The organism is Saccharothrix sp. CCNWYY140 (genome assembly GCF_037401995.1).
Lineage (GTDB): Bacteria > Actinomycetota > Actinomycetes > Mycobacteriales > Pseudonocardiaceae > Actinosynnema.
On sequence record NZ_JBBEGC010000129.1, the window covers coordinates 1 to 19,964 of the forward strand.

Below are 19,964 nucleotides of genomic sequence, written 5' to 3' on the forward strand. Positions count from 1 at the left end.
GACGGGGAAAGAAACCGAGGCCCTTCCCGTGGTCGCTGCCGCTTGGCGGAACGCAAGAGCCTCCCGCCCTTCGGGCGAAAAGCGGCGCGCTCCGCGCGGAAAAGCACGCGACCGACCGGTGGTCGAATTGCGCATTGCTCGTCTAGGGACTGGTCGCTTCCACGGCCTCCTTGGCACCCGGCTCCCGCGTGACAGGCCGGACCTCCCGGTTCCCCAGTTCAGCAGTCTGCATGCCCCAGAACACGCCGAACTCGGCGATCAGCAACGCCTCCACGATCAGCACCGCGTAGGGAACCCCGACCAGGTAAAGCGCAACGCAGGCCACGACCGTCGCGGCCATCGCCACCGCCATCACGGTGTACCGGTTCCACCACAACCCCACCCCACGCTTGGCGGCGAAATCGGCGGCGTTGTACCAGACCACGGCGATGATTCCGGCGAACAGCAACACTGCCGCCACCGCGTGCCCATAGCGCAGCACGAGGTCGGGCTCGGTGAAGAAGACGACCCCGCCGATGACGAGCAGGCACAGCGTCACGAGCAGGGTGCGCTTGGCGAACGCGGTCAGCGGTGCGCCCGGGTCGGGTCGCAGCATCCGCACCCGCCACGCCGCCACCGCCGCGATCACCGCGACGAGGAGCACGGACAGCACGTTGTTGGCCACGGCGTCGGACAGGCCGGGGTTGTCGGGGGTGGGCGTGCCGTCCGCCGTGCACGTCCGGTCGAACTCGGTCGGTACGAACGCGACCAGGAACGCCATGAACCCCGAGTAGTCCAGCAGCACGTTCTCCCGGTCGAGGTTGCCCCGGTAGACGATGAGGCACGCCCCGATCGCGCACAGCGCGCCGACGAACACCCCGCGCACGGCGGTGTGGTAGTACGCGCTGATCGACTGGAGGACGCAGAACGAGTCGGCGACGACCTGCACGCCGATCGAGATCAGGAGCAGTGCCGCCAGCAGCAGCATGGCGAACCGCAGGGCCAGGTAGGTCTGGGTGGCGTGGTTGTCCACCGGGTCGGTCACCGTGTTGTCCATCGCAACCCTCCGTTCGGGCGCGGCAGCCGGTCGTCCCCCTGCGATGACTGCGAAGTTCGACGAGTGCCCGGAGGTCGCGCGGCCGGTCACGTCCGTTAGCCCGCTCCCGCCGTGTTCACGCGTTCGGCCGCTCGCGGGCTGCGACGTTGCGGTGAGTGATACCTAGAACTACTATGCATCACACATCTAGGGTGGAGGTGCGGTGAAAGTCGCCAAAGATCTTGTGGCCGCCTCGGCCACACCGATGGTGTTGGGCATCCTTGCCGAGGCGGACAGCTACGGGTACGCGATCCTGCGGCGGATCAACGAGCTGTCCGGCGGGGAGTTGGACTGGACCGAAGGGCTGCTCTACCCGCTCCTGCACCGGCTGGAGCGGCTGGGGTACGTCGAGTCCAGTTGGCAGGCCGTGGCGGGGGAGCGGCGGCGGAAGTACTACCGGGTCACGGAGAGCGGGTTGGCCGAGTTGGCGGAGCAGCGGCGGCAGTGGGAGACCGTGGTCGGCACGCTGAAGGAGATCTGGCGCGGCGACGCCCGGCCGTTCGCGGTGGTGCCGGTATGAGCGGGGAGGGTCTGGAAGCGCAGTTCGCGCAGTGGCGGTCGTACGTCCAGCGGCGGCGGGTGCTCAGCGCGGGTGACGTCGAGGAGCTGGAAGACCACCTGCGCGGGTCGGTGGACGAGCTGGTCTCCGCCGGGCTGCGGGAGGACGAGGCGTTCCTGGTCGCGGTGAAGCGGATGGGCAGCCTGGACGAGCTGTCCCGGGAGTTCGCCCGGGAGCACTCCGAGCGGCTGTGGAAGCAGCTGGTGCTGACCGGCGACGCCGACACGCCGGCGGACTCGGGCAAGCGGCGTGAGCTGCTGGTGCTGGTGGCGTGCGCGGTGGGCGCGGCCCTGTCGGTCAAGGTGCCCGAGCTGTTCGGGATGGACTACGAGAACGACGGCGAGTTCTACGCGCCCAACGCGAGCCTGTTCGCGTTCCCGTGGCTGGCCGGGTTCCTCGCGTGGCGCCGGCAGGCGAGCAAGGCGCTGATCGGCGTGCTGGTGGGGTTGTTCGTCGTGGGCGCGGTGGCGGCCAACGCCTTCCCGCTGGCCGAGGACTCGCAGTCGATCGTGCTGACCAGCATCCACCTGCCCATCGCGCTGTGGTTCGCGGTCGGGCTCGCCTACGTGTCCGACGACGTCCGCTCGCCGCGCCGGCGCATGGACTTCGTGCGGTTCACCGGCGAGTGGTTCGTGTACTACGTGCTGATCGGGTTGGGCGGTGGTGTGCTGATCGCGTTCGTGTTCGGCACGTTCGAGGCGATCGGGACGTCACCGGAGACCTTCGTCGCCCACTGGCTCGCGCCGTGCGGCGCGGCGGCGGCGGTCGTGGTGGCCGGGTGGCTGGTCGAGGCCAAGCAGAGCGTGGTGGAGAACATCGCGCCGGTCCTGACCCGCCTGTTCACCCCGCTGTTCACCGCGGTGCTGCTGGGTTTCCTCGTCACGCTCGTGGTGACCACGTCCGGCATCGACGTCGAGCGCGAGGCGCTGATCCTGTTCGACCTGCTCCTGGTCGTGGTGCTGGCCCTGCTGCTGTACTCCATCTCCGCCCGTGACCCGCTGGCCCCGGCGGGCCTGTTCGACAAGCTGCAACTGGCCCTGGTGGTCAGCGCGCTGCTGATCGACGCGGTCGTGCTGTGGGAGATCACCGGCCGCATCTCCGAGTACGGCACCACGCCGAACAAGGCGGCGGCGCTGGGGGAGAACGTGATCCTGCTGGCCAACCTCGCCTGGTCGGCGTGGCTGGTGCTGGGTCTGGTGCGCCGCAAGGTCCCGTTCGCGGCCCTGGAACGCTGGCAGACCAACTACCTGCCGGTGTACGCGGGGTGGGCGTGGCTCGTGGTGCTCGTCTTCCCGCCGGTGTTCGGTTACCTGTGATCTTCGGCCCGGCCGGTTGTGCCCGGCCGGGCCGAGACCGTCCGATCGGGTGACGGTGGTACTCCAGCCGACGCACCCCGCTCTTGTCCCTGTGGGGACCGAGGGGGAACCGGACCCAAGGAGGGTCCGGGCCGGCTGGGGGTCGGCCCGGACCCCTTCGAACCGACCGGCGACAACCACCCCCGGCCTGTGCGAGAGTTGCCACGCGACATCGACTACCACGACGGAGTCCGAGGCGATGGGGGAGACCTGGCCGGGCCGCAGCCTCCTGGGCCGGCTCACGGAAGCCACACGCAGGCTGGTGCTCGCCCTCGGCACCCCGATCACCTACCCGACGAACCACCTGGTGATCCGCGAGGGCGACCGCGACGGCTTCGCGGTCCTGGTCCTGGACGGCGCCGTCAAGGTCGTGGCCACCGACGCCACCGGCGACACGGGCCTGCTGGCCGTGAAGTGCCGGGGCGACCTGGTCGGCGAGATGGCCGCCCTGGACGGCAAACCCAGGTCGGCGGGCGTGATCACCTGCTCACCGGTCGACGGCCGCCGGATCCCCGCCGACGACCTCACCCGCTTCCTGAGCCGGCACGACGAGGTCCTGGTCGAGCTGGTGCGCATCGGCAACGAGCAGCTGAGGTGGGCCAACGACCTGCGGCGGGAGATGGTCCTCCCGGCGGCGGCGCGGGTGGCGCGGGTGCTGCTGCACCTGGTTCGGCTGCACGGGTTGCACACGCCGCGGGGGTGGGCGCTGGGATACCCGTTGACGAAGATCGAACTGGCGTCGATCGCGGGCATGAAGCCGCGCACGGCGGAGAAGGCGTTCTCGGAACTGCGGACGGCGGGCGTGGTCGAGACCAGCCCGCGCCGCGGCGTCCTGATCCCCGACCTGCACCACCTGCACGACTTCGCCGAGAACCCCGTCCACTAGCGCCGGCCGCTGCCCTCCGGTTCGGCGTCGAGCGGCGTGGCGTTGGGACCGGCCGGGAGTTGGACGTGCACGTGGCCGCGTCCCGAGTCGATGTTGATCACGTCGAGTTGCAGCGCCGCCACCGACCACGTGTGCAGGGCGAGCGTGCGCTGCTCCGACGCCAACCCCACCAGCCGCCCGCGCAACGGGTCCGGCGCGGCCAAAGCCGCCTCGAAGCCACCCACCGCGACCGCCAGTTGCTGGACGGCCGTGCGCAGCGCGGTCCGTGCGACGTTCACGCCGTTGCCGGCTGAGGGCGTCTCCTCGTACCGGCGCAGCTCGGCTGTCGCCGCGTCCCGCCACTTCCCGACCTCTTCGGCGCTCGGCACGGTCCCGCTCGACGAGTCCGCCGGGGCGGCCTTGGCCATGCCCTCGACCATCGGGGTCAGACGGTCCTTGGAGCCGCGGGCCAGGTCGGTCAGGACGGCGATCTGCTCCACGTCCCGACGCGCCTCCGCCTCCTCCAGCTCGGCGATCCGCCGCTCGGTGGCGCTCGGGCCGGAGGTCCAGGCGCCCAGCAGGAAGGCGACGGCCACGCCCAGCACGAAGGCGGTCACCAGACCGGCGGCGGGTTTCCAGTTCGGGCGCTCGACCGTCGCGGCAGCCCGCTTGGCAGCTCGCTTGGAGGGCTGGGTGGTTCGCTCGGCGGCTCGTTTGGTGGACTCGGCTCGTTTGGTGGGCACGGGAGCTCGTTCCTGTCGGCGATAAGCCCCACTAGCGTGCCGTGCGTCGCCCGCTTCATCGATAGCCGCAAGTCAACATGGCGACTATCCGACACCCTCACCTCTTGCGCGCGCGGTAAGCCGCGACGGCCACCCGGTTGCCGCACGCCGTGCTGCAATAGCGGCGGGAGCGGTTCCGGGACAGGTCCAGGACCAGGCCGTCGCAGGTGTCGTCCGCGCACACCGAGAGCCGGCTCATCTCGTCGGACCTGATCACGTCGATCATCGCCATCGCGGTCTCCGCGGCGATCCGGTCGGCGAACGGGGTGTCCGGGTGCACGACGTGGATGTGGTAGTCCAGCCCGTCGTGCCGCACCAGCTGGGGGACGGCCCGGTGCGCGGCCAGGGTCTCGTTGACCAGCTCGACCGCGGTGTCCCGGTCGCTGGTCAGCAGGCGGCGCAGGGGCGCGCGCAGGGCGCGGACGGCGGCGAGCTCGGCCGCGTCCCGGGTGTGCGCGCCGGTGTAGCCGTGGCGGGTGAAGAAGGCGTCGACCTGTTCCTGCGTGGTCAGCGTGTCCGGCTCGACAGCCGAGTTCACCAACTCGACCGCGGCGAGCAGGGACGCCTCCGTGTCATGGGCGAAGACCACGTTGACAGATTACCAAACCACTCCATACCGTCATCAGTCATGGCCACCATGACTGATGACACCCGAGTGGTGAGGCTGGGACCCGGCATCGGCCTCGCGGTGCTGTCCGCGTCGTCGTTCGGCCTGTCCGGACCGCTGGGTCGAGGGCTGATGGAGGCCGGCTGGAGTTCGGCGGCGGCGGTGGCGGTGCGGGTGTTGCTGGCCGGCGTGGTTTTGCTGCCTGCGGCTCTCGTGCAGTTGCGCGGCAACTGGGGGTTGGTGCGTCGCAACCTGTCGTTGCTCACGGCTTATGGGCTGGTCGCGGTCGCCGGGTGCCAGTTGGCGTACTTCAACGCCGTGGCGCGCATGGACGTCGGTGTCGCGCTTCTCGTCGAGTACACCGCTCCGGTCGCCGTGGTGGTGTGGCTGTGGCTGCGACACGGGCAACGTCCCGGCCGGCTGACCGTGCTCGGGGCCGTGCTGGCTCTGGCCGGCCTGGTGCTCGTGCTGGACCTGCTCTCCGGCGCGGACGTCGATGCCGCCGGTGTCTTGTGGGCGTTGGGCGCGATGGTGGGCGCGGCCGTGTACTTCGTGCTGAACGCGCGCGACCAGGACGGCCTGCCCGGCACTGCGTTGGCGTCGGGCGGCCTGCTGCTCGGCGGCGCGGCACTGCTGGTGGCCGGTGCGCTCGGCGTCGTCCCGCTGACGGCTACTACGGAACCGGTGGCGTTCAACGGTTTCAGCGTGCCGTGGTGGGTGCCGGTCGTCGTGCTGGGCGTCGTGACGGCTGCCCTCGGTTATGTCACCGGCATCGCGGCGACCCGGCGCCTGGGTTCGCGGCTGGCGTCGTTCGTGGCGTTGACCGAGGTGCTGATGGCCCTGATCTTCGCGTGGCTCCTGCTGGCCCAGGCACCGCGCCTCGTGCAGTTGGTCGGCGGCATCCTGACCCTGCTCGGCGTCGTGACCGTGCGCCTCGGCGAACGGTAGTTCGGAGATGACGCCGGCGTCTGACGGTGCGTGATCCCACGTCACTCGGTGGCGCAGCAGGACCGCCCATCCGGGAGCGCCTGACGTGGGCTAATGGGATGGTCGAGGGAAGGACGGTCCCATGCGTGCCTTGTTGACGGCGCTGGTTGCGCTCGTGCTCCTGGCCCCGAGCGCGGTCGCTGACGAGTCGGTCGCGATCGCCAGTCGGAGTCACCGGGGATTGGTGTTGTCGGTGGACGACCAGAGCGAACCGGTGACGTTGCAGCCGCGGGAGGTCGCGGGGGCGCAGTGGCGGGTGAACGTGTCCAACGGCGGGTTCCTGACCGTCGTGAACTGGGACTTGCGGGGTTGTCTGACGGCGTTCGCCGTGGATGACGTGCGGGTGTTGGAGTGCATCGGCACGCCGAGCCAGTCGTGGGTCGACCAGCCCCGGGCGGGTGGGTGGCACGCGCTGGGCAACGCCGCCCACGCCGGTCTGTGCCTGACGGCGATCAGGCCGTTCGACCCCGTCGAGATGACGCCCTGCGCGTCCGGCGACCGGGACCAGGAGTGGCGGTGGTGACGTCCGTGAAAAACTCGAGTAATGGGAAAAAGTCGTCACTGCGCCATTTCGGGTAGTGCGGTCGGCCACTGGACGGTGGTCTTCACGGATTTCACGGAGACAATTCGGCCAGTGGTGTGATGTGCGAGTTCGGTCACCTTGAGCGCGCTTCGTCGTAATTCCTAGGATTGGCCGCGGACCCGGTCGGACCGGTCGGGTCGTCAATTCGGGAATACGATTCCGTTCGAGGGAGAACCATGTCCCGCACGTGGCTAGCCGTGCTCGCGACCACCGTCGCGGCGCTGGCCGGCGCCGTCTTGCCCGCCTCGGCGTCCGCCGCCGAAACGATCCAGGCCGTCGAATCCGGGAAGCCGTCGGTTCGGCTGGTGTTGAGCGTCACCTATTCCGAGACCGACCCCGCCAACGCCGGCACGCGCTACGGCTACCTGACCTGCGCGCCCACCGGTGGCGTCCACGACAACGCCGCCGCGGCCTGCGCGGAATTGTTCGCCGCCGGCGGTGACCTGAGTGCGACGGACCACGAGAGCAGCGTCGCGTGCATCTTGATGTACGCGCCCGTCACGGTTCGCGCGCTGGGGTGGTACGGCGAGCGCTGGGTCGATTACCGGACCACTTACGGCAATTCCTGCGTGTTCGCGGCGACCGCCGGGCAGATCTGGAACTTCTGACCCGGACGCGGCGGCGAGGGGGCGGGCAGGGCGGCCCCTCGCCGCATCACCCGCATCAGGCCGCGTCGGGCCGCATGACAGCGCATCAGGCCGTGGCCTCCGGCCCCCGAGTCGATCATCCCACGGGCCACCGACAATCCGCCGCACGCAAGCTGTAAGGTCCGCGCGGCTCGTCACGTGCTGCCCAGCAAGCGGCCGATGGTGCGGCAGCCCTCGGCGAAGCGGTCTGGGTTGGGGCCTGAGTAGTTGAGGCGGATGTACGTGCCCGACGGCTCCGCCGGGAACCACTCCGTGCCAGGCGCGATCAGCACCCCCGCCGCCTCGCAGTCGCGGGTCAGGCGGTCCGGGTCGGTGTCGTCGGGGAGGCGTGCCCACAGGTTCAGACCGCCGGGCGGGACGTGGGCCAGGTGGGCCTGGGGTACGTGGTCGGCTAGGCACTCCACGAGCAGGTCGCGGCGTTCGCGCAGGTGGCGACGCAAGGCGCGTAGGTGGGTTGGCCATGCGGGCTGGGTGACGACGTCCAGAGCCGCAGCTTGGAGTAGTCCGCTCACGTACATCGACTCCGCCCCTCGGTCGGCCAGCACGCGGTCGCGGGCTGGGCCGCGGGCGATCACGGCGGCGACTCGCATCGACGGGGAGACGTTCTTCGTCAGTGACCGCAGGTAGACCACATGGCCGGCGTCGTCCTGGGCCGCGATCGGTCGTGCGGTGGTGTCGATGCCGAAGTCGTGTGCCCAGTCGTCCTCGACCAGGAAGGCCGCGTGTGCCCGCACGACCTCCAACACGCGCGCCACCACCGAAGCCGGCCACTGGGCACCGGTGGGGTTGGCGTAGTTGGGTTGCGCGTAGAACAGCCGCGCCCCGGTCTCCTCGAACGCCTGCGCCACGTCGTCGGGGTCGGGGCCGGTCGTTCCGCTCGGCACCGGCACCACCCGCACCCCGGCCTGCGCCGCCGCCATGATCGCGCCCCAGTACGTCGGCGACTCCACCAGCACCGGCTGCCCGGACCCGGCCAACGCCCGGAAGATCGAGCTGAGCCCGCTCTGGCTGCCGGGCACGACCACGACGTCGCGCGGCGCGGGAGGAGTCACGCCGGCGGGGGTGGCGCTACCCAACTCGGCGGCGAACCACGCCCGCAGCTCCGGGTGTCCGGCGGCGTCGGGGCGGGACAGGGCGGCATCGCTGCGGGCGGCGCGGGTGAAAGCGGCGCGGACCAGGCGTTCCGGTAGCAGGGTGCGGTCGGGGTAGCCGGAGTGCAGGGCGATGGCGTCGGCCGTGCCGTTGCGCAGCGGGGCCGACAGGAGCGGGATGCGGGCGTGTGGTGCTCGGAGCGCGCCGGTCTGCCAGCCGAAGTCCGGCGGGCGGGTGGTGGGTGCCGTGCGGGCGAACGTCCCGACTCCGGGGCGGCTCTCCACCAGGCCCAACGCGCCCAGCGTGCGCATCGCCTTCTGCACGGTCACCGGGCTCGCGCCGTACTGCGCCACCAGCGCCCGCGTTGACGGCACGCGCGCACCGGGCGGGGCCTGGGCCAGCCACGCGCGCAGGCCGGACACGATCCGCGCGGTGCTATCGTTGGACATGTCAGGGAAGAGTAGCGCTACTCTCGAACGCGCGACACCGCTATCCACCGGTCTCTGGTGGGGACTGCTGGGCGTGGTGGCCTTCTCGTTCACCATGCCGTTCACCCGGGTCGCCGTCGGCACGCTGTCGCCGCTGTTCATCGGCTCGGGACGCGCGGTCGTGGCGGCGGTGCTCGCGGCCGGCGCCCTGGCGCTGACCGGCCAACGGCTGCCCACGGGCGTCCAGTGGGCACGCCTGGCCGTCGTCGCGGGCGGTGTGGTCGCCGGGTTCCCGCTGCTGACCTCCTATGCGCTGACCACGGCCCCGGCCAGTCACGGCGCGGTCGTGGTCGCGTTGCTGCCGGCGGCGACGGCGGTCATGGCCGTCGTGCGCGGCAAGGAGCACCCGCCGCCGTCGTTCTGGGTGATCGCGGCCCTCGGCGCGGTGGCGGCCCTGGCGTTCGCGTCCGCCCAGGGCGGCGGGTTCGGGCGGTTGCACTGGTCGGACCTGCTGCTGTTCGGCGCGGTCGTCGCCGCCGCGATCGGGTACGCCGAGGGCGGGCTGTTGGCGCGTGAACTCGGGTCGTGGCAGACGGTGTCGTGGGCGCTGGTGCTGTCCGCGCCGCTGATGACCGTGCTCGCCGTCGTCTCGGCGGTGCGGCAGCCGCCCTCGGGCACGGTGGTCGAGTGGGCGGCGTTCGCCTACCTCTCCGTCGTCAGCATGTTCCTGGGGTTCTTCGCGTGGTACCGGGGCCTGGCGATCGGTCCGATGGCGCAGGTCAGCCAGGTGCAGCTGGTGCAGCCGGTGCTGACCATCGCCTGGGCGGCCTGGCTGCTGGGCGAGCGCGTGACCTGGCCGACCGTGCTCGGCGGTGTCGCCGTCGTCCTGTGCGCGGGGACCGCCGTGCGGCTGCGCCGAGGGGTGTCCACAAAGGACACTCGTTGACCGGGTGGCCGCGCGGGCAATAGGCTCGGCCGGGACCGAGGAGCGCGATGTCCGAGCTGGAACTGCGCCACCTGCGCGCGGTGTGCGCGATCGCCGAGGAAGGCAGCCTCACCAAGGCCGCCGTCCGGCTCGGCCTCACCCAACCCGCGATGAGCGCCCAACTGCGCACGGTCGAGCGGGTCGTCGGCGGTCGGCTGTTCGACCGGACGTCGGGCGGGAGCCTCCCCACGGACCTGGGCAGGCAGGTCGTGAGCACGGCCCGGCTGGTGCTGGACGAGGTCGAGCAGCTGGTCAGCCTGGCCAAGGAGCGCACCCACGACGGCACCCCTGGACCCCTGGTGGTCGGCGGCGTGCCCACGCACAGCTTCGGCCGGTTCGTGGAGCACCTGCGCCGCGCGATCCCGTGCTCGGAGGTCCGCACGGAGATCACCCGCAGCGGCCCGGACCTGCTCGACCTGCTGGTCTCCGGCCACCTCCACCTGGCCGTGCTGGACCGCTTCGAGGGCATCGAACGCCGCGAGCTGCGCGGCCTGGAGATCCGGTTGCTGCTGCGCGAGCCGCTGTTCATCGCGCTGCCCGAGCGGGACCCGTTGGCGCGCCACGACGAGGTCGACCTCGCCCGGCTCGCCGACCGGGACTGGGTGTCGCCGCCGGAGGACGTCCTGGGCAACCGGTTGGGGGTCTTCGCGGCGTGCGCCGAGGCCGGGTTCACCCCGCGCCTGACGCACCGGGTCAACGAGGCCGCGACCGCCTGGGAGCTGGTGGCCAACGGGGCCGTGGCGTTCGCCCAGCCGCACTCCCAGAGCCGGGACGGCGTCGTCGTCCGACCGCTCAAGGGGTCGCCGCTCATGGTGGACCTGCTGCTCGCGACCCGGCACGAGGGTCCGGCGGCGGGCCGGGCGCACGAGGTGTTCCTGTGCGCGGCCCGCGCCTACCACGACCTGCTGCCCCGCAACCCCCTCTACCAGAAGTGGTGGGCCGCCCACCCCGAAGCGCACGGCGAGGTGGACGCGGCCCTCCTGCTGGCCGGGGACTGACCGTCAGGCCTCGTTCGGCTTGTAGCAGTCCTTGAACCCGTCCGGCTTGGGCTGGTTGCCCGCCAGCAGCGCCACCACGTCGGACTGCTTGAGGTTCTCCGGGTAGCCGGGCCACTCCGGCTCCTGCCCGTTGACGTGCAGCTCGTCCAGCCAGTAGCCGGACTGCCCGGACACCTTCTCCATCTCCAGGTCGCAGCCCTTGACCCGCACGATCGCCTCCAGGACCGTGTCGGAGGTCTTCACCGTCCGCTTCCCGACCTTCTTGGACTTCTTCTTCTTGCTGTCGGATTCGGTGCTCGGCTGACCGACGTTGGTGAAGCCCGCCGCCTTGAGCTCCTGGACGAACTTGTCGGTGTTGCTGGAGCACGCCACCAGGGAGGCGGCGCAGCCCAGCGCGAGCAGCACGGACACGACCTTCTTGTTCATGGCGCACAGCAAACATCGGCCGCCGATCGGTCGTGCCCAGGTCGGCCAACGCGTTACCGCGCTGTGACGTCGGACCGACCCCGTCAGACCAGTCCGCCTGAGGCCACCACGGACTGCCCGGTGACCCAGCGGGCGCGGTCGGAGGCCAGGAACGCCACCACGTCGGCGATGTCCCGGGCCTGCCCGAACCGGCCCAGCGGGGTCTGCCCGACGACGGGCGCGAGCTGCGCGCGCAGGTCGTCGGTGAACTCGTCGGTCTCGGTGGGGCCGGGCAGGACGTTGTTGACCGTGATGCCACGCGCCCCGAGTTCCTTGGACAGCGCGAACCCGAGCTGTTCCGCGGCGGCCTTGGTGGCCGCGTAGACGCCGTGGTCGGCAAGGGCGGAACGGGTCAGGGCGGAGGACAGGGTGATGATCCGCCCGCCGTCGGACAGGTGCCGCGCGGCCAGCCGCATGGCCAGGAACGGCGCAGTGACGTTGACCGCGACCATGTCGGCGAACACCCGCTCGTCGTAGGACCCGATCGGACCGTGGTGGGCCAGACCGGCGTTGTTGACCAGCACGTCGAGCCGGCCGAACTCCGCGAGGACGGCGTCGAACAGGCCGTGCACCTCCTCGGGCCGGCGCAGGTCCGCCCCGACCGCGAAGGCGCTGCCGCCCGCGGCGGTGATCTCCTCGACCACCTCGTGGGCCAGCCGTTCGTTGGTGCCGTAGTGCACGGCGACCCGCGCGCCCTCGGCGGCGAGTGTGCCGGCGATCACCCGGCCGATGCCGCGGGAAGCTCCGGTGACCAGTGCGTGCTTGTGCTTGAGGATCATGCGGCGAAGCTATGACCTCACACCGGTGTGAGGGGCGAGCAGAGGTGAGCGGGAGCACATGAGGATCGGTGAACTGGCCCGGCGCACCGGGGTGAGCGAGCGGCTGTTGCGCTACTACGGGGAACAGGGCCTGCTGCACCCCGGCCGGACGCCGAGCGGCCAGCGGGTCTACGGACCGGGGACGGTCGAGGTGGTCGGCCGCATCCGGGCGCTGTTGGCCGCCGGCATCTCGACGGCGGCCATCGCCCGGGTCCTGCCGTGCCTGCGTGACGGCGAGCAACGGCTGATCGCGTGCGCAGAGCTGCCGGACCGGTTGCGTGCCGAACAGGCCGACCTCGCCGCCCGCATCGAGTCACTCCGCGAAGCCCACGCCGTGCTGGACGTCCTGATCGCCGGCGCGGAACGGGGCGCCGCCGCGGTCAGCGCTTCAGGTGCCTGACCCGGGCCACCCATCCCACCAACCCCACCAGGGCCAGCGCCGCGAGCAGCCACGGGTCGGTCTTGTTGCCGCCCAGGTCGAGGTCTAGCGCGTGGTTGGCCGCGTGCAGTGCGGTGGTCACCGTGAAACCGGCCAGCACCACCGCGATCACGTCCCGCCACACCAAGGCGGACAGCATCATCAGGCCGATGCCGATCTGGAACACCCCGGCGTCGTGCAGGAAGTGCTCGTGGTTGGGCCAGTTGGTGAACCGGGCGAAGCTCGCCGGGTCCACCCGGCCCCACACGCCCGCGGCCAGCATCACCAGTCCGCCCAGCACCACCACCGACTTCACGATCACGCCTTGGCGCATCGTCCACTCCTCTCACCGTTGCGGTCCACGACAGAGCGAGACGCGGGCGCGGAACGTGACAGTGGTCGGGTGTGGTGTGGGGCACACCGCCGGCGTCCGTCCACAATGGGCTTGAGGTTGACGTAGCTGGAAGGTTTAGCGTCGGCCGCATGACGATCACGGTCCTCGACACCTACCCCGCCATGCGCGAGATCCTGCACGCCCCGCGAGCACGACGAGCCGGGCTGCTCAGGGACATGCTGGAACCCGCCGCCGGCATGTACAAGTACTTCCCCGGCGAGGTCGACCTGGTGGCGATGCACGGCATGGGCTCCGGCTTCCCGCTCGACCGCGACGAGGACCGGTGCCGGGAAGCGTTGGAGGCACTGCACGACGCCGACGCGTGGGGCCGGATCGGGCGGGCGCTGGAGGACGCCGTGAAGGTGCAACTCGCTGCCACACCGGGGATCGCGGTGCCGGACCTGACCGTCCTCATCGTCCTCGGCGACCCCGGTGACGCGCACTTCATGGGGCCAGCTCTGGGCATGACGGCCAACGGGAGCGTGACCGGGTACCTGTACCTGAACTTCTGGCCCTACCCCGAGAACCTGGCCCGGCTGGAGGCCACCGCGGTGCACGAGCTGAACCACAACCTGCGCTACGCCCCCGGCGGTGTGGTGTGGAACCCGGCCACGGTCACGGTGGGGGAGCAGGTGGTGTCCGAAGGCTTGGCCGACGCCTTTGCTCGTCAGCTGTACGGCGATGAACTCGGCTACGCCCGCCTCGGTGTGCCGCACCTGCACGACGACGCCGTGTTCGACAAGGTCGTCTCCGGCCTCGGCGTCACCGGCATGCAGAACTTCACGGCCTGGGTGCACGGCGACGCCACCGCGATCCGCTACGGCGGCACCCCGGTCGGCCTGCCCGACGGCGCCGGGTACGCGGTGGGCAACCGCCTGGTCGACGCCTACCTCGCGGCGACCGGCCAGACCGCCGCGCAAGCCCTGCACGCCGACAGCCGGGAGGTGGTCGACACGGCGCTGCGCCTTCACGAAGGTCGGCGTTGAAATGATCCCGGAAATACTGGTAGGCGCGCGCGAGCGCTATTAGTCGATTCGCCGGTCGAGTGGAATAATCCACCTTCACAGAATGCTTCGCCGGGCCGAACGAGTGGTGTTGACACGGTTCGAAGAGCGCTTTTAGAGTCGCTGACATCGGGGGAAAATGTGACTGGCTGGGGGACTCTGCGCAATGGCGCGTGAATCGGAACCACACCGCCGCGCCGGTTCGCTGGTTTCCGGAAGTCCGTCCGACTCCTCCGTCGCCCTCTGCCGCAGTGCCGACGCGGCGCTCTTAGCGCGTCCGTGACCGCTTCCGCGCGGCACGGCGGCAGTTCCACTCAAGACCCGGAGGTCGGCATGTCACTGGACGAGTACGCGCTCTCGGTCCTCGGACCGGCGACGGACAGGGCGGGGTTCGCCGGTTCCAGCTTCATCGCCCTGGGCGGCGACTCGCTGCGCGCCATGCGGCTGACCGCCCTGGCGCAGGAGAAGCTGGGGCTGCGGCTGTCGGTGGCGGAGCTGCTCTCGTCCACCCCGCTGGGCGCGGTGCTGGCCGGCGCGGTCGGCACCGGCCCCGCCGCGCCGGCCCCGGACGCGCCGACGCCGACCCTCACCCCGACGCAGCGGGGCATGTGGCTGGTCGACAACGTGCTCGGCGGCTCCACCTACAACCTCGTGTTCACGTCGTTCGTGGACAGCGGAACGCTGGACCGCGAGGTCTTCGGCCGGGCCGCCCGCGCCACCACGGCCCGCCACGCCACCCTGCGCACGCTGCTGCGCGAGCAGGACGGCGAGGTCACGCCGGTCGTGCTGGACGACGCCGAGCCCGAGATCGTGGACATCGCCCACGACGGCCCGGACTTCGCGGAGTTCGTCCGCGCCACCGCCGCCGAGCAGGGCCGCGTCCCGTTCGACCTCACCGCCGCGCCCCCGCTGCGCTACCTGTTCGTCTCGGGCGGCGGGAAACAGGCCGTCGTCCTGGTCGCCCACCACGTCCTGCTCGACGGCTGGGCGGTCGGCCTCCTCCTCGACGAGCTGTTCACGAACTACTGGGCGTTGAAGGACGGCCAGGCCGTCAAGACCGACCCCGCGCCCACCACGGAAGCGTTGCTGCGCCGCCACGAGCAGGACCGCGCGAGCGGCGAGTGGGACCGCCTCGGCGAGTTCTGGCTCAAGCACCTCGACGGCGTGCCCACCGTCCTCGAACTGCCCACCGACGCGCCCCGCCCGACCGTCCAGGACCCGGCCGGCGACCGCATCCCGCTCGACCTCGACACCGAGCTGAGCACCCTGGTCGAGTCCCGTGCCAAGGACCTCGGCATCACCACGTTCGCCCTGCTCCTGGCCTCCTACGGCCTCGCCCTGAGCCGCTGGGCGGGCGTGGACCGGCTGCTGGTCGGCGTCTCCCTCTACGGCCGCGACACCGCCGAGCTGGCCGAGCTGATCGCGGTCGCGGGCAACCTGGTGCCGGTCCTGGTCGAGGTGGACGACGACGCCCCGGCGGCGGACTACCTGCGCGCGGTGCAGGACTCGCTGGCCCGCAGCATCGAGGCGGGCGCGCTGCCCTTCGACGAGCTGGTCGCCCGGCTGGGCGTGGAGCGCGGGCTGAGCGCGCACCCGCTGGTGCAGGTGTCCTTCGGCATGCACGACCAGTTGGTGCCGCAGCGCATCGAGGCGGGGGACGTCCACCTGCGGGTCGAGGAGGGCCACGGCGGCGGCGCCCAGTTCGACCTGTCGCTGCTGTTCGGCCGGTCCCGCCCGTCGCTGGGCGCGCAACTGGAGTTCGCCACCGCGCTGTGGGACACCGCCGACGCCCGGGCGTTCCTGGACGACTACACCTCCGCCGTGCGGGAGCTGGCCACGGCGACCGGCAAGCTGGAAGACCTGCGGTGCCTCTCCGCCGAGCGCAAGGCCGTGCTGGAGCGGATCAACCAGACCCGCCGGAACTTCCCGGAGACCACCGCGGACGGCTTGTTCCGGGCCGCCGCCCAGCGCACCCCGGACGCCGTGGCCGTGCGCGAGGGCGACCTGGAGTTGACGTACGCGCAGCTCGCGGGCGCGGCGGCCGAGCAGGCGCGGCGGCTGCGGGAGCTCGGTGTGGGCCGTGGCGACCGGGTGCTGGTGGCGCTGGACCGGTCGATCGCCGAGGTCGTGGCCGTGCTGGGCATCGCGTGGGCGGGCGCCGCGTACGTGGGCGTGGACCTGAGCCAGCCCGAGCAGCAGGTCCGGCACATCCTGGCCAAGGCCGCGCCCAAGGCCGTCCTGGCCACCAAGGACGTCTTCGGCGTCCCGGCCTGCGCGACCTGGGAACCGTCCTGGGAGCCCTCGGACGAGGCACCTGCGGACACCGGTCCCGACGACCTGGCCTACATCGCCTTCACCTCCGGCTCGACGGGCCTGCCCAAGGGCGTCGCCGTGCCGCACCGGGCGGTCGTGCGCCTGGTCCACGAGCCGGACTTCGTCCACTTCGGACCTGAGGACCGGATGCTGCGGCTGTCCCCGCTGGCCTTCGACGCCTCCACGCTGGAGCTGTGGGGACCCCTGGCCGGCGGGGCGGCGCTGGAGGTGCACCCGGCGGGCCTGCCCTCGCCCAGCGAGCTGAGCGGGTTCCTGCTGGAGCGCGGGGTCACCGTGGCGTGGCTGACCGCGGGCCTGTTCCGGCTGGTCGAGGAGTTCGCGCCGGCCGGGCTGGGCGGGCTGCGGCAGCTGATCACCGGCGGTGACGTCGTCCCGCACGCCCACGTGGCGCGGGTGCTGGAACGCCACCCCGGCATCGTCGTGACCAACGGCTACGGCCCGACCGAGAACACCACCTTCACCACCACCCACTCGGTCACGTCCCTGGCGGAGGTCGACGGCCCGCTGCCCATCGGCACCCCGCTGCCCGGCACGCGCGTGCACGTCCTGGACCGCCGCCACCGGGTCGTGCCGCCCGGCGCGGTCGGCGAGCTGTACGCGGCGGGCGAGGGCCTGGCGCAGGGCTACGTGGCCGACGAGGCCGAGTCGGCGCGCGGGTTCGGGCACTTCTCCCCGGACGTCCCCGACCGGCTCTACCGCACCGGTGACCTGGTCCGGATCGACCGCGCGGGCCGCCTGCGCTTCCTGGGCCGCCGCGACGACCAGGTGAAGCTGCGCGGGTTCCGCATCGAGCTGTCCGCCATCGCCGACGTGCTCGCCGCCGACCCGCGCGTGCGCGACGCGGCCGTGGTCGTCACGGACGGGGACAGTGCCGACAAGCGACTCCTGGCGGCGATCGTGCCCGCTCAAGAGGTGGGCACCGACGAGCTGCGCGACCTGGTCGCCGACCGCCTGCCCGCCTACATGGTGCCGAGCCTGTGGGCGGTGGTGGACAAGCTGCCGGTGACCGGCAACGGCAAGGTCGACCGCCGCGCCCTGGCCGCCGTCGCCGCCCCCGCCGGCCAGCGGACCGCCGCACCCGCGGCCAACCCGCTGGGCACCGCGCCGTCGCTGTTCGCCCGGGTGCTGGACAAGCCGGTCGAGCTGACCGCCGACACCGACTTCTTCACCATCGGCGGCAACTCGATGGGCGCGGTCAAGCTGCTGCGGCTGGTCCGCGACGAGCTCGGCGTGTCCGTGCGGCTGCGGGACTTCCTGCTCGCGCCCACCCCGGCCGGGCTCAACGGGCTCATCGAGGCGGCGAAGTCGTGACCGGGGCGGTCCGCGACGAAGTGCGCGGCATGGAGTGGGACGACGGGCTGGAGTGCTGGGTCGTCTCCGACCCGGCGCTGGCCCGGGTCGTGCTCAACCACCCGGGGTTCTCGTCGCAGACGTCCAAGCGGCTGGGCGAGCTGTACATGACCGAGGAGAGCCGCCGGGAGCACCGGGCGCTGACCGAGTTCCTGCGGCTGTGGTTCGTGCACACCGACGGCGAGGAGCACGCGGCGCTGCGCAAACCCATGCAGCGCCTGTTCTCCGCGTCCTTCACCCGGTCATTGGGACCCGTGGTCGAGCAGATCGTGGACGCGTGCCTGGACGACCTGGCCGCCGACCCTTCGCACGACGCCGTCCCGACCGTGGCCGAGGGCGTGTCCGGGCGGGTCATGGGCCACATCGTCGGCGTGCCACAGGAACCGGCCGTGCTGCACACCTGGTCCAAGACCCTGTCCGGGTTCATCGCCGCGATGTACCGGCGCGACCACGCCGAGGCCGCGCACCGGGTCATGCTGGAGATGACCGAGGCCCTGGCCGGCTCACCGGCCCTGGACGGCTTCCCCCGCGACACCCCGGAGAACCGCGCCCGCACCACGGCCACCTGGTCGATGATCCTGTTCGGCGGCCTGGAGACCACGGCGTCGCTGATCGGGTCGTGCCTGCTGGCCGTGCTGGACGACCGGGCACTGTGGGAACGCGTCGAAGCCGACCGGCCCGGCGAGGTGGAGTCCCTGGTCGAGTCGGTGCTGGAGAAGCGCCCGCCGCTGCGCAACGTCGGCCGGGTGGTCGCCGCGGACCTGGAGTTCGAGGGCCGGTCGCTGCGCGAGGGCGACCTGGTCCTGGTGTCGCTGGCCGGCGGCGGCCTGTTCGACCAGGACTGGACGACCCCGGTCGGCGAACGCGCCGAACGCCACCTGGTGTTCGGCCACGGCGCCCATTACTGCATCGGCGCACCCCTGTCCCGGCTGGAGGCGGCCACCGTCCTGCGGCGGTTCGTGCGGCGCTTCCCGGACGCGGCCTTGGCGGACAACGGCGTGGAGTGGGGCCCGAACCTCGCGTACGTCGGCCTGGACCACTTGTACGTGGCCGGCACGATGACCGCCGAAGGTTCACCCACCGCAGGGGAGCGTGGATGAAGTATCGGAAGATCGGCACCGACCCGGACCACCGGCGTGAAGTCAGCGTGCTCGCCCTGGGGGCCATGCTGTTCGGGACGGTAGTCGAGGAGGAACGGTCGTTCGCCGTGCTCGACCGTTTCGTCGAGGCCGGCGGGACGTTCCTGGACACCGCCAACAACTACGCCTTCTGGGTCAACGGCACCCAGGGCGGCGAGAGCGAGGCCCTGCTGGGCCGGTGGCGGCGTAGCAGGGGCATCACCGACGAGGTCGTGATCGCGACCAAGCTGGGCGGCCGTCCGAAGACCCCGGGCCGGAACTTCTTCAACCTGGAGGGCCTGACCCCGGAGGCGATCCGCACGTCGTCGGCACGCAGCCGGGAGAACCTGGGCGTCGAGCGCCTGGACCTGCTCTACGCCCACACCGACGACCTGACCGTGCCCCAGGAGGAGATCGTCGCGACCTTCGCCGAGCTGGTGGCGGACGGGACGGTAGCCATGCTGGGCGCCAGCAACCACTGGTCGTGGCGCCTGGAACGCTGGCGCTCACTGGCAGACAGCGCGGGCCTGCCGTCCTACGAGGTCCTCCAGTACCACCACACCTACCTGCGACCCCGCGGCGACGTCCCGGGCCGCCGGTCGAAGGACGGCGACCAGGGCCTCTTCAGCGCCGAGCTGATGACCTACCTGCGCGACCGACCCGACCTGACCCTCATCGCCTACACACCTTTGCTGTCCGGCGCATACGTACGCGAGGACCGCCCCCTGGGCGAACTACACGACCACGCGGGCACCAAAGCCCGTTTGGCGGCTTTGCACGAGGTAGTCCGGGAAACGGGAGCTACCGCCAACCAGGTGGTGTTGTCGTGGATGATCGGCGGGGACCTCCCGGTGATCCCGCTGATCGGCGCTTCGACGGTGGACCAGCTCAACGAGAGCCTCGAAGCAGTCGACTTGGAGCTGACGGCAGACCAGCGCACTTTGCTGGATTCCGCACACTGAAAAACCCGCTGCGCGCTCCTAGGCGGGCGCGCAGCGCAGCCCTTCGGCGAAGCCGGCAAGCGGCAGTCCGCCGGGGAGGACACAACTCAACTTGGGCTTCTTGCTTGTGTCATCCCCGTATGGCCTGCCCGAAGGGCT

General features: G+C 71.5%; 20 protein-coding genes. 13 read left to right on the forward strand and 7 right to left on the reverse strand.

The genetic code is table 11. The features are described from left to right. Positions 1 to 142: 142 nt before the first annotated feature. Positions 143 to 1,036 (reverse strand): hypothetical protein, encoded by an 894-nt coding sequence (locus tag WBN91_RS33325; RefSeq protein WP_337728279.1) that lies wholly within the window; start codon positions 1,034 to 1,036, stop codon positions 143 to 145. A gap of 202 nt (positions 1,037 to 1,238) precedes the next feature. On the opposite strand from WBN91_RS33325, the gene WBN91_RS33330 reads away from it, so the two are divergent. From WBN91_RS33330 to WBN91_RS33340, 3 genes are all read left to right on the forward strand, one after another. Further along, positions 1,239 to 1,595: a PadR family transcriptional regulator gene (locus tag WBN91_RS33330; RefSeq protein WP_337728280.1), complete on the forward strand. Its 357-nt coding sequence runs from the start codon at positions 1,239 to 1,241 to the stop codon at positions 1,593 to 1,595. Next, the gene (locus WBN91_RS33335) at positions 1,592 to 2,950 is read left to right on the forward strand and encodes a permease prefix domain 1-containing protein (protein ID WP_337728281.1); all 1,359 of its coding nucleotides are present in this window, start codon (positions 1,592 to 1,594) and stop codon (positions 2,948 to 2,950) included. The genes WBN91_RS33330 and WBN91_RS33335 overlap by 4 nt, the downstream gene beginning before the upstream one ends. A 238-nt stretch (positions 2,951 to 3,188) precedes the next feature. Further along, positions 3,189 to 3,875, forward strand: coding sequence for a Crp/Fnr family transcriptional regulator (locus WBN91_RS33340; protein WP_337728282.1), 687 nt, complete (start codon positions 3,189 to 3,191; stop codon positions 3,873 to 3,875). On the opposite strand, the gene WBN91_RS33345 is transcribed toward WBN91_RS33340, so the two are convergent. Together WBN91_RS33345 and WBN91_RS33350 are read right to left on the reverse strand one after the other, a co-directional pair. After that, on the reverse strand, positions 3,872 to 4,597 hold the full coding sequence (locus WBN91_RS33345; protein WP_337728283.1) for a hypothetical protein: 726 nt from the start codon (positions 4,595 to 4,597) through the stop codon (positions 3,872 to 3,874). The two genes, WBN91_RS33340 and WBN91_RS33345, sit on opposite strands and share 4 nt — an antisense overlap. A 97-nt stretch (positions 4,598 to 4,694) precedes the next feature. Next, positions 4,695 to 5,225, reverse strand: a complete 531-nt coding sequence (locus tag WBN91_RS33350) for a CGNR zinc finger domain-containing protein (protein WP_337728284.1) — start codon at positions 5,223 to 5,225, stop codon at positions 4,695 to 4,697. Between the two features lie 39 nt (positions 5,226 to 5,264). On the opposite strand from WBN91_RS33350, the gene WBN91_RS33355 reads away from it, so the two are divergent. From WBN91_RS33355 to WBN91_RS33365, 3 genes are all read left to right on the forward strand, one after another. Beyond that, complete coding sequence (locus WBN91_RS33355) at positions 5,265 to 6,191, forward strand: EamA family transporter (RefSeq protein WP_337728285.1); 927 nt, start codon at positions 5,265 to 5,267, stop codon at positions 6,189 to 6,191. Between the two features lie 121 nt (positions 6,192 to 6,312). Next, complete coding sequence (locus WBN91_RS33360) at positions 6,313 to 6,753, forward strand: hypothetical protein (RefSeq protein ID WP_337728286.1); 441 nt, start codon at positions 6,313 to 6,315, stop codon at positions 6,751 to 6,753. Between the two features lie 236 nt (positions 6,754 to 6,989). Beyond that, entirely contained in the window at positions 6,990 to 7,421 is a 432-nt protein-coding gene (locus WBN91_RS33365) for an SSI family serine proteinase inhibitor (RefSeq protein ID WP_337728287.1), read from the forward strand. Between the two features lie 173 nt (positions 7,422 to 7,594). Here the strand turns inward: WBN91_RS33365 and WBN91_RS33370 are convergent, their stop codons facing one another. Next, a complete protein-coding gene (locus WBN91_RS33370) occupies positions 7,595 to 9,001 on the reverse strand; it encodes an aminotransferase-like domain-containing protein (protein WP_337728288.1) in 1,407 nt (468 codons plus the stop codon). Here WBN91_RS33370 and WBN91_RS33375 point away from each other — a divergent pair. Both WBN91_RS33375 and WBN91_RS33380 read left to right on the forward strand, forming a co-directional pair. Further along, on the forward strand, positions 9,000 to 9,926 hold the full coding sequence (locus WBN91_RS33375; RefSeq protein ID WP_337728289.1) for a DMT family transporter: 927 nt from the start codon (positions 9,000 to 9,002) through the stop codon (positions 9,924 to 9,926). The genes WBN91_RS33370 and WBN91_RS33375 overlap by 2 nt on opposite strands. A gap of 47 nt (positions 9,927 to 9,973) precedes the next feature. Continuing rightward, the gene (locus tag WBN91_RS33380; protein ID WP_337728290.1) at positions 9,974 to 10,963 is read left to right on the forward strand and encodes a LysR family transcriptional regulator; all 990 of its coding nucleotides are present in this window, start codon (positions 9,974 to 9,976) and stop codon (positions 10,961 to 10,963) included. Between the two features lie 3 nt (positions 10,964 to 10,966). On the opposite strand, the gene WBN91_RS33385 is transcribed toward WBN91_RS33380, so the two are convergent. Beyond that, on the reverse strand, positions 10,967 to 11,389 hold the full coding sequence (locus WBN91_RS33385) for a hypothetical protein (protein WP_337728291.1): 423 nt from the start codon (positions 11,387 to 11,389) through the stop codon (positions 10,967 to 10,969). A gap of 83 nt (positions 11,390 to 11,472) precedes the next feature. Next, positions 11,473 to 12,207 carry an SDR family oxidoreductase gene (locus WBN91_RS33390; RefSeq protein WP_337728292.1) on the reverse strand — a complete coding sequence of 245 codons (735 nt, stop codon included), beginning with the start codon at positions 12,205 to 12,207 and terminating at the stop codon, positions 11,473 to 11,475. Positions 12,208 to 12,265: 58 nt separating this feature from the next. Between WBN91_RS33390 and WBN91_RS33395 the strand changes: the two genes are divergently transcribed. Further along, positions 12,266 to 12,646, forward strand: coding sequence for a MerR family transcriptional regulator (locus WBN91_RS33395; RefSeq protein ID WP_337728293.1), 381 nt, complete (start codon positions 12,266 to 12,268; stop codon positions 12,644 to 12,646). On the opposite strand, the gene WBN91_RS33400 is transcribed toward WBN91_RS33395, so the two are convergent. Beyond that, complete coding sequence (locus WBN91_RS33400) at positions 12,627 to 12,998, reverse strand: hypothetical protein (protein ID WP_337728294.1); 372 nt, start codon at positions 12,996 to 12,998, stop codon at positions 12,627 to 12,629. The genes WBN91_RS33395 and WBN91_RS33400 overlap by 20 nt on opposite strands. Positions 12,999 to 13,147: 149 nt before the next feature. Between WBN91_RS33400 and WBN91_RS33405 the strand changes: the two genes are divergently transcribed. The 4 genes from WBN91_RS33405 to WBN91_RS33420 all read left to right on the forward strand — a co-directional run bounded on the left by WBN91_RS33405 (position 13,148) and on the right by WBN91_RS33420 (position 19,826). Beyond that, positions 13,148 to 14,044, forward strand: a complete 897-nt coding sequence (locus tag WBN91_RS33405; RefSeq protein WP_337728295.1) for a DUF2268 domain-containing protein — start codon at positions 13,148 to 13,150, stop codon at positions 14,042 to 14,044. Between the two features lie 297 nt (positions 14,045 to 14,341). Next, positions 14,342 to 17,707 carry a non-ribosomal peptide synthetase gene (locus tag WBN91_RS33410; RefSeq protein WP_337728296.1) on the forward strand — a complete coding sequence of 1,122 codons (3,366 nt, stop codon included), beginning with the start codon at positions 14,342 to 14,344 and terminating at the stop codon, positions 17,705 to 17,707. Then, on the forward strand, positions 17,704 to 18,846 hold the full coding sequence (locus WBN91_RS33415; RefSeq protein ID WP_337728297.1) for a cytochrome P450: 1,143 nt from the start codon (positions 17,704 to 17,706) through the stop codon (positions 18,844 to 18,846). Before WBN91_RS33410 ends, WBN91_RS33415 begins: the two co-directional genes overlap by 4 nt. Next, entirely contained in the window at positions 18,843 to 19,826 is a 984-nt protein-coding gene (locus tag WBN91_RS33420) for an aldo/keto reductase (protein ID WP_337728298.1), read from the forward strand. The genes WBN91_RS33415 and WBN91_RS33420 overlap by 4 nt, the downstream gene beginning before the upstream one ends. The last annotated feature ends 138 nt before the right edge of the window (positions 19,827 to 19,964 follow it).

Bases quoted from the DNA above. Each gene is read 5' to 3' on its own strand.
- WBN91_RS33325 (WP_337728279.1), bottom strand. From the start codon at position 1,036: ATGGACAACACGGTGACCGACCCGGTGGACAACCACGCCACCCAGACC.
- WBN91_RS33335 (WP_337728281.1), top strand. From the start codon at position 1,592: ATGAGCGGGGAGGGTCTGGAAGCGCAGTTCGCGCAGTGGCGGTCGTAC.
- WBN91_RS33340 (WP_337728282.1), top strand. From the start codon at position 3,189: ATGGGGGAGACCTGGCCGGGCCGCAGCCTCCTGGGCCGGCTCACGGAA.
- WBN91_RS33355 (WP_337728285.1), top strand. From the start codon at position 5,265: ATGGCCACCATGACTGATGACACCCGAGTGGTGAGGCTGGGACCCGGC.
- WBN91_RS33360 (WP_337728286.1), top strand. From the start codon at position 6,313: ATGCGTGCCTTGTTGACGGCGCTGGTTGCGCTCGTGCTCCTGGCCCCG.
- WBN91_RS33365 (WP_337728287.1), top strand. From the start codon at position 6,990: ATGTCCCGCACGTGGCTAGCCGTGCTCGCGACCACCGTCGCGGCGCTG.
- WBN91_RS33375 (WP_337728289.1), top strand. From the start codon at position 9,000: ATGTCAGGGAAGAGTAGCGCTACTCTCGAACGCGCGACACCGCTATCC.
- WBN91_RS33370 (WP_337728288.1), bottom strand. From the start codon at position 9,001: ATGTCCAACGATAGCACCGCGCGGATCGTGTCCGGCCTGCGCGCGTGG.
- WBN91_RS33380 (WP_337728290.1), top strand. From the start codon at position 9,974: ATGTCCGAGCTGGAACTGCGCCACCTGCGCGCGGTGTGCGCGATCGCC.
- WBN91_RS33385 (WP_337728291.1), bottom strand. From the start codon at position 11,389: ATGAACAAGAAGGTCGTGTCCGTGCTGCTCGCGCTGGGCTGCGCCGCC.
- WBN91_RS33390 (WP_337728292.1), bottom strand. From the start codon at position 12,207: ATGATCCTCAAGCACAAGCACGCACTGGTCACCGGAGCTTCCCGCGGC.
- WBN91_RS33395 (WP_337728293.1), top strand. From the start codon at position 12,266: ATGAGGATCGGTGAACTGGCCCGGCGCACCGGGGTGAGCGAGCGGCTG.
- WBN91_RS33400 (WP_337728294.1), bottom strand. From the start codon at position 12,998: ATGCGCCAAGGCGTGATCGTGAAGTCGGTGGTGGTGCTGGGCGGACTG.
- WBN91_RS33405 (WP_337728295.1), top strand. From the start codon at position 13,148: ATGACGATCACGGTCCTCGACACCTACCCCGCCATGCGCGAGATCCTG.
- WBN91_RS33420 (WP_337728298.1), top strand. From the start codon at position 18,843: ATGAAGTATCGGAAGATCGGCACCGACCCGGACCACCGGCGTGAAGTC.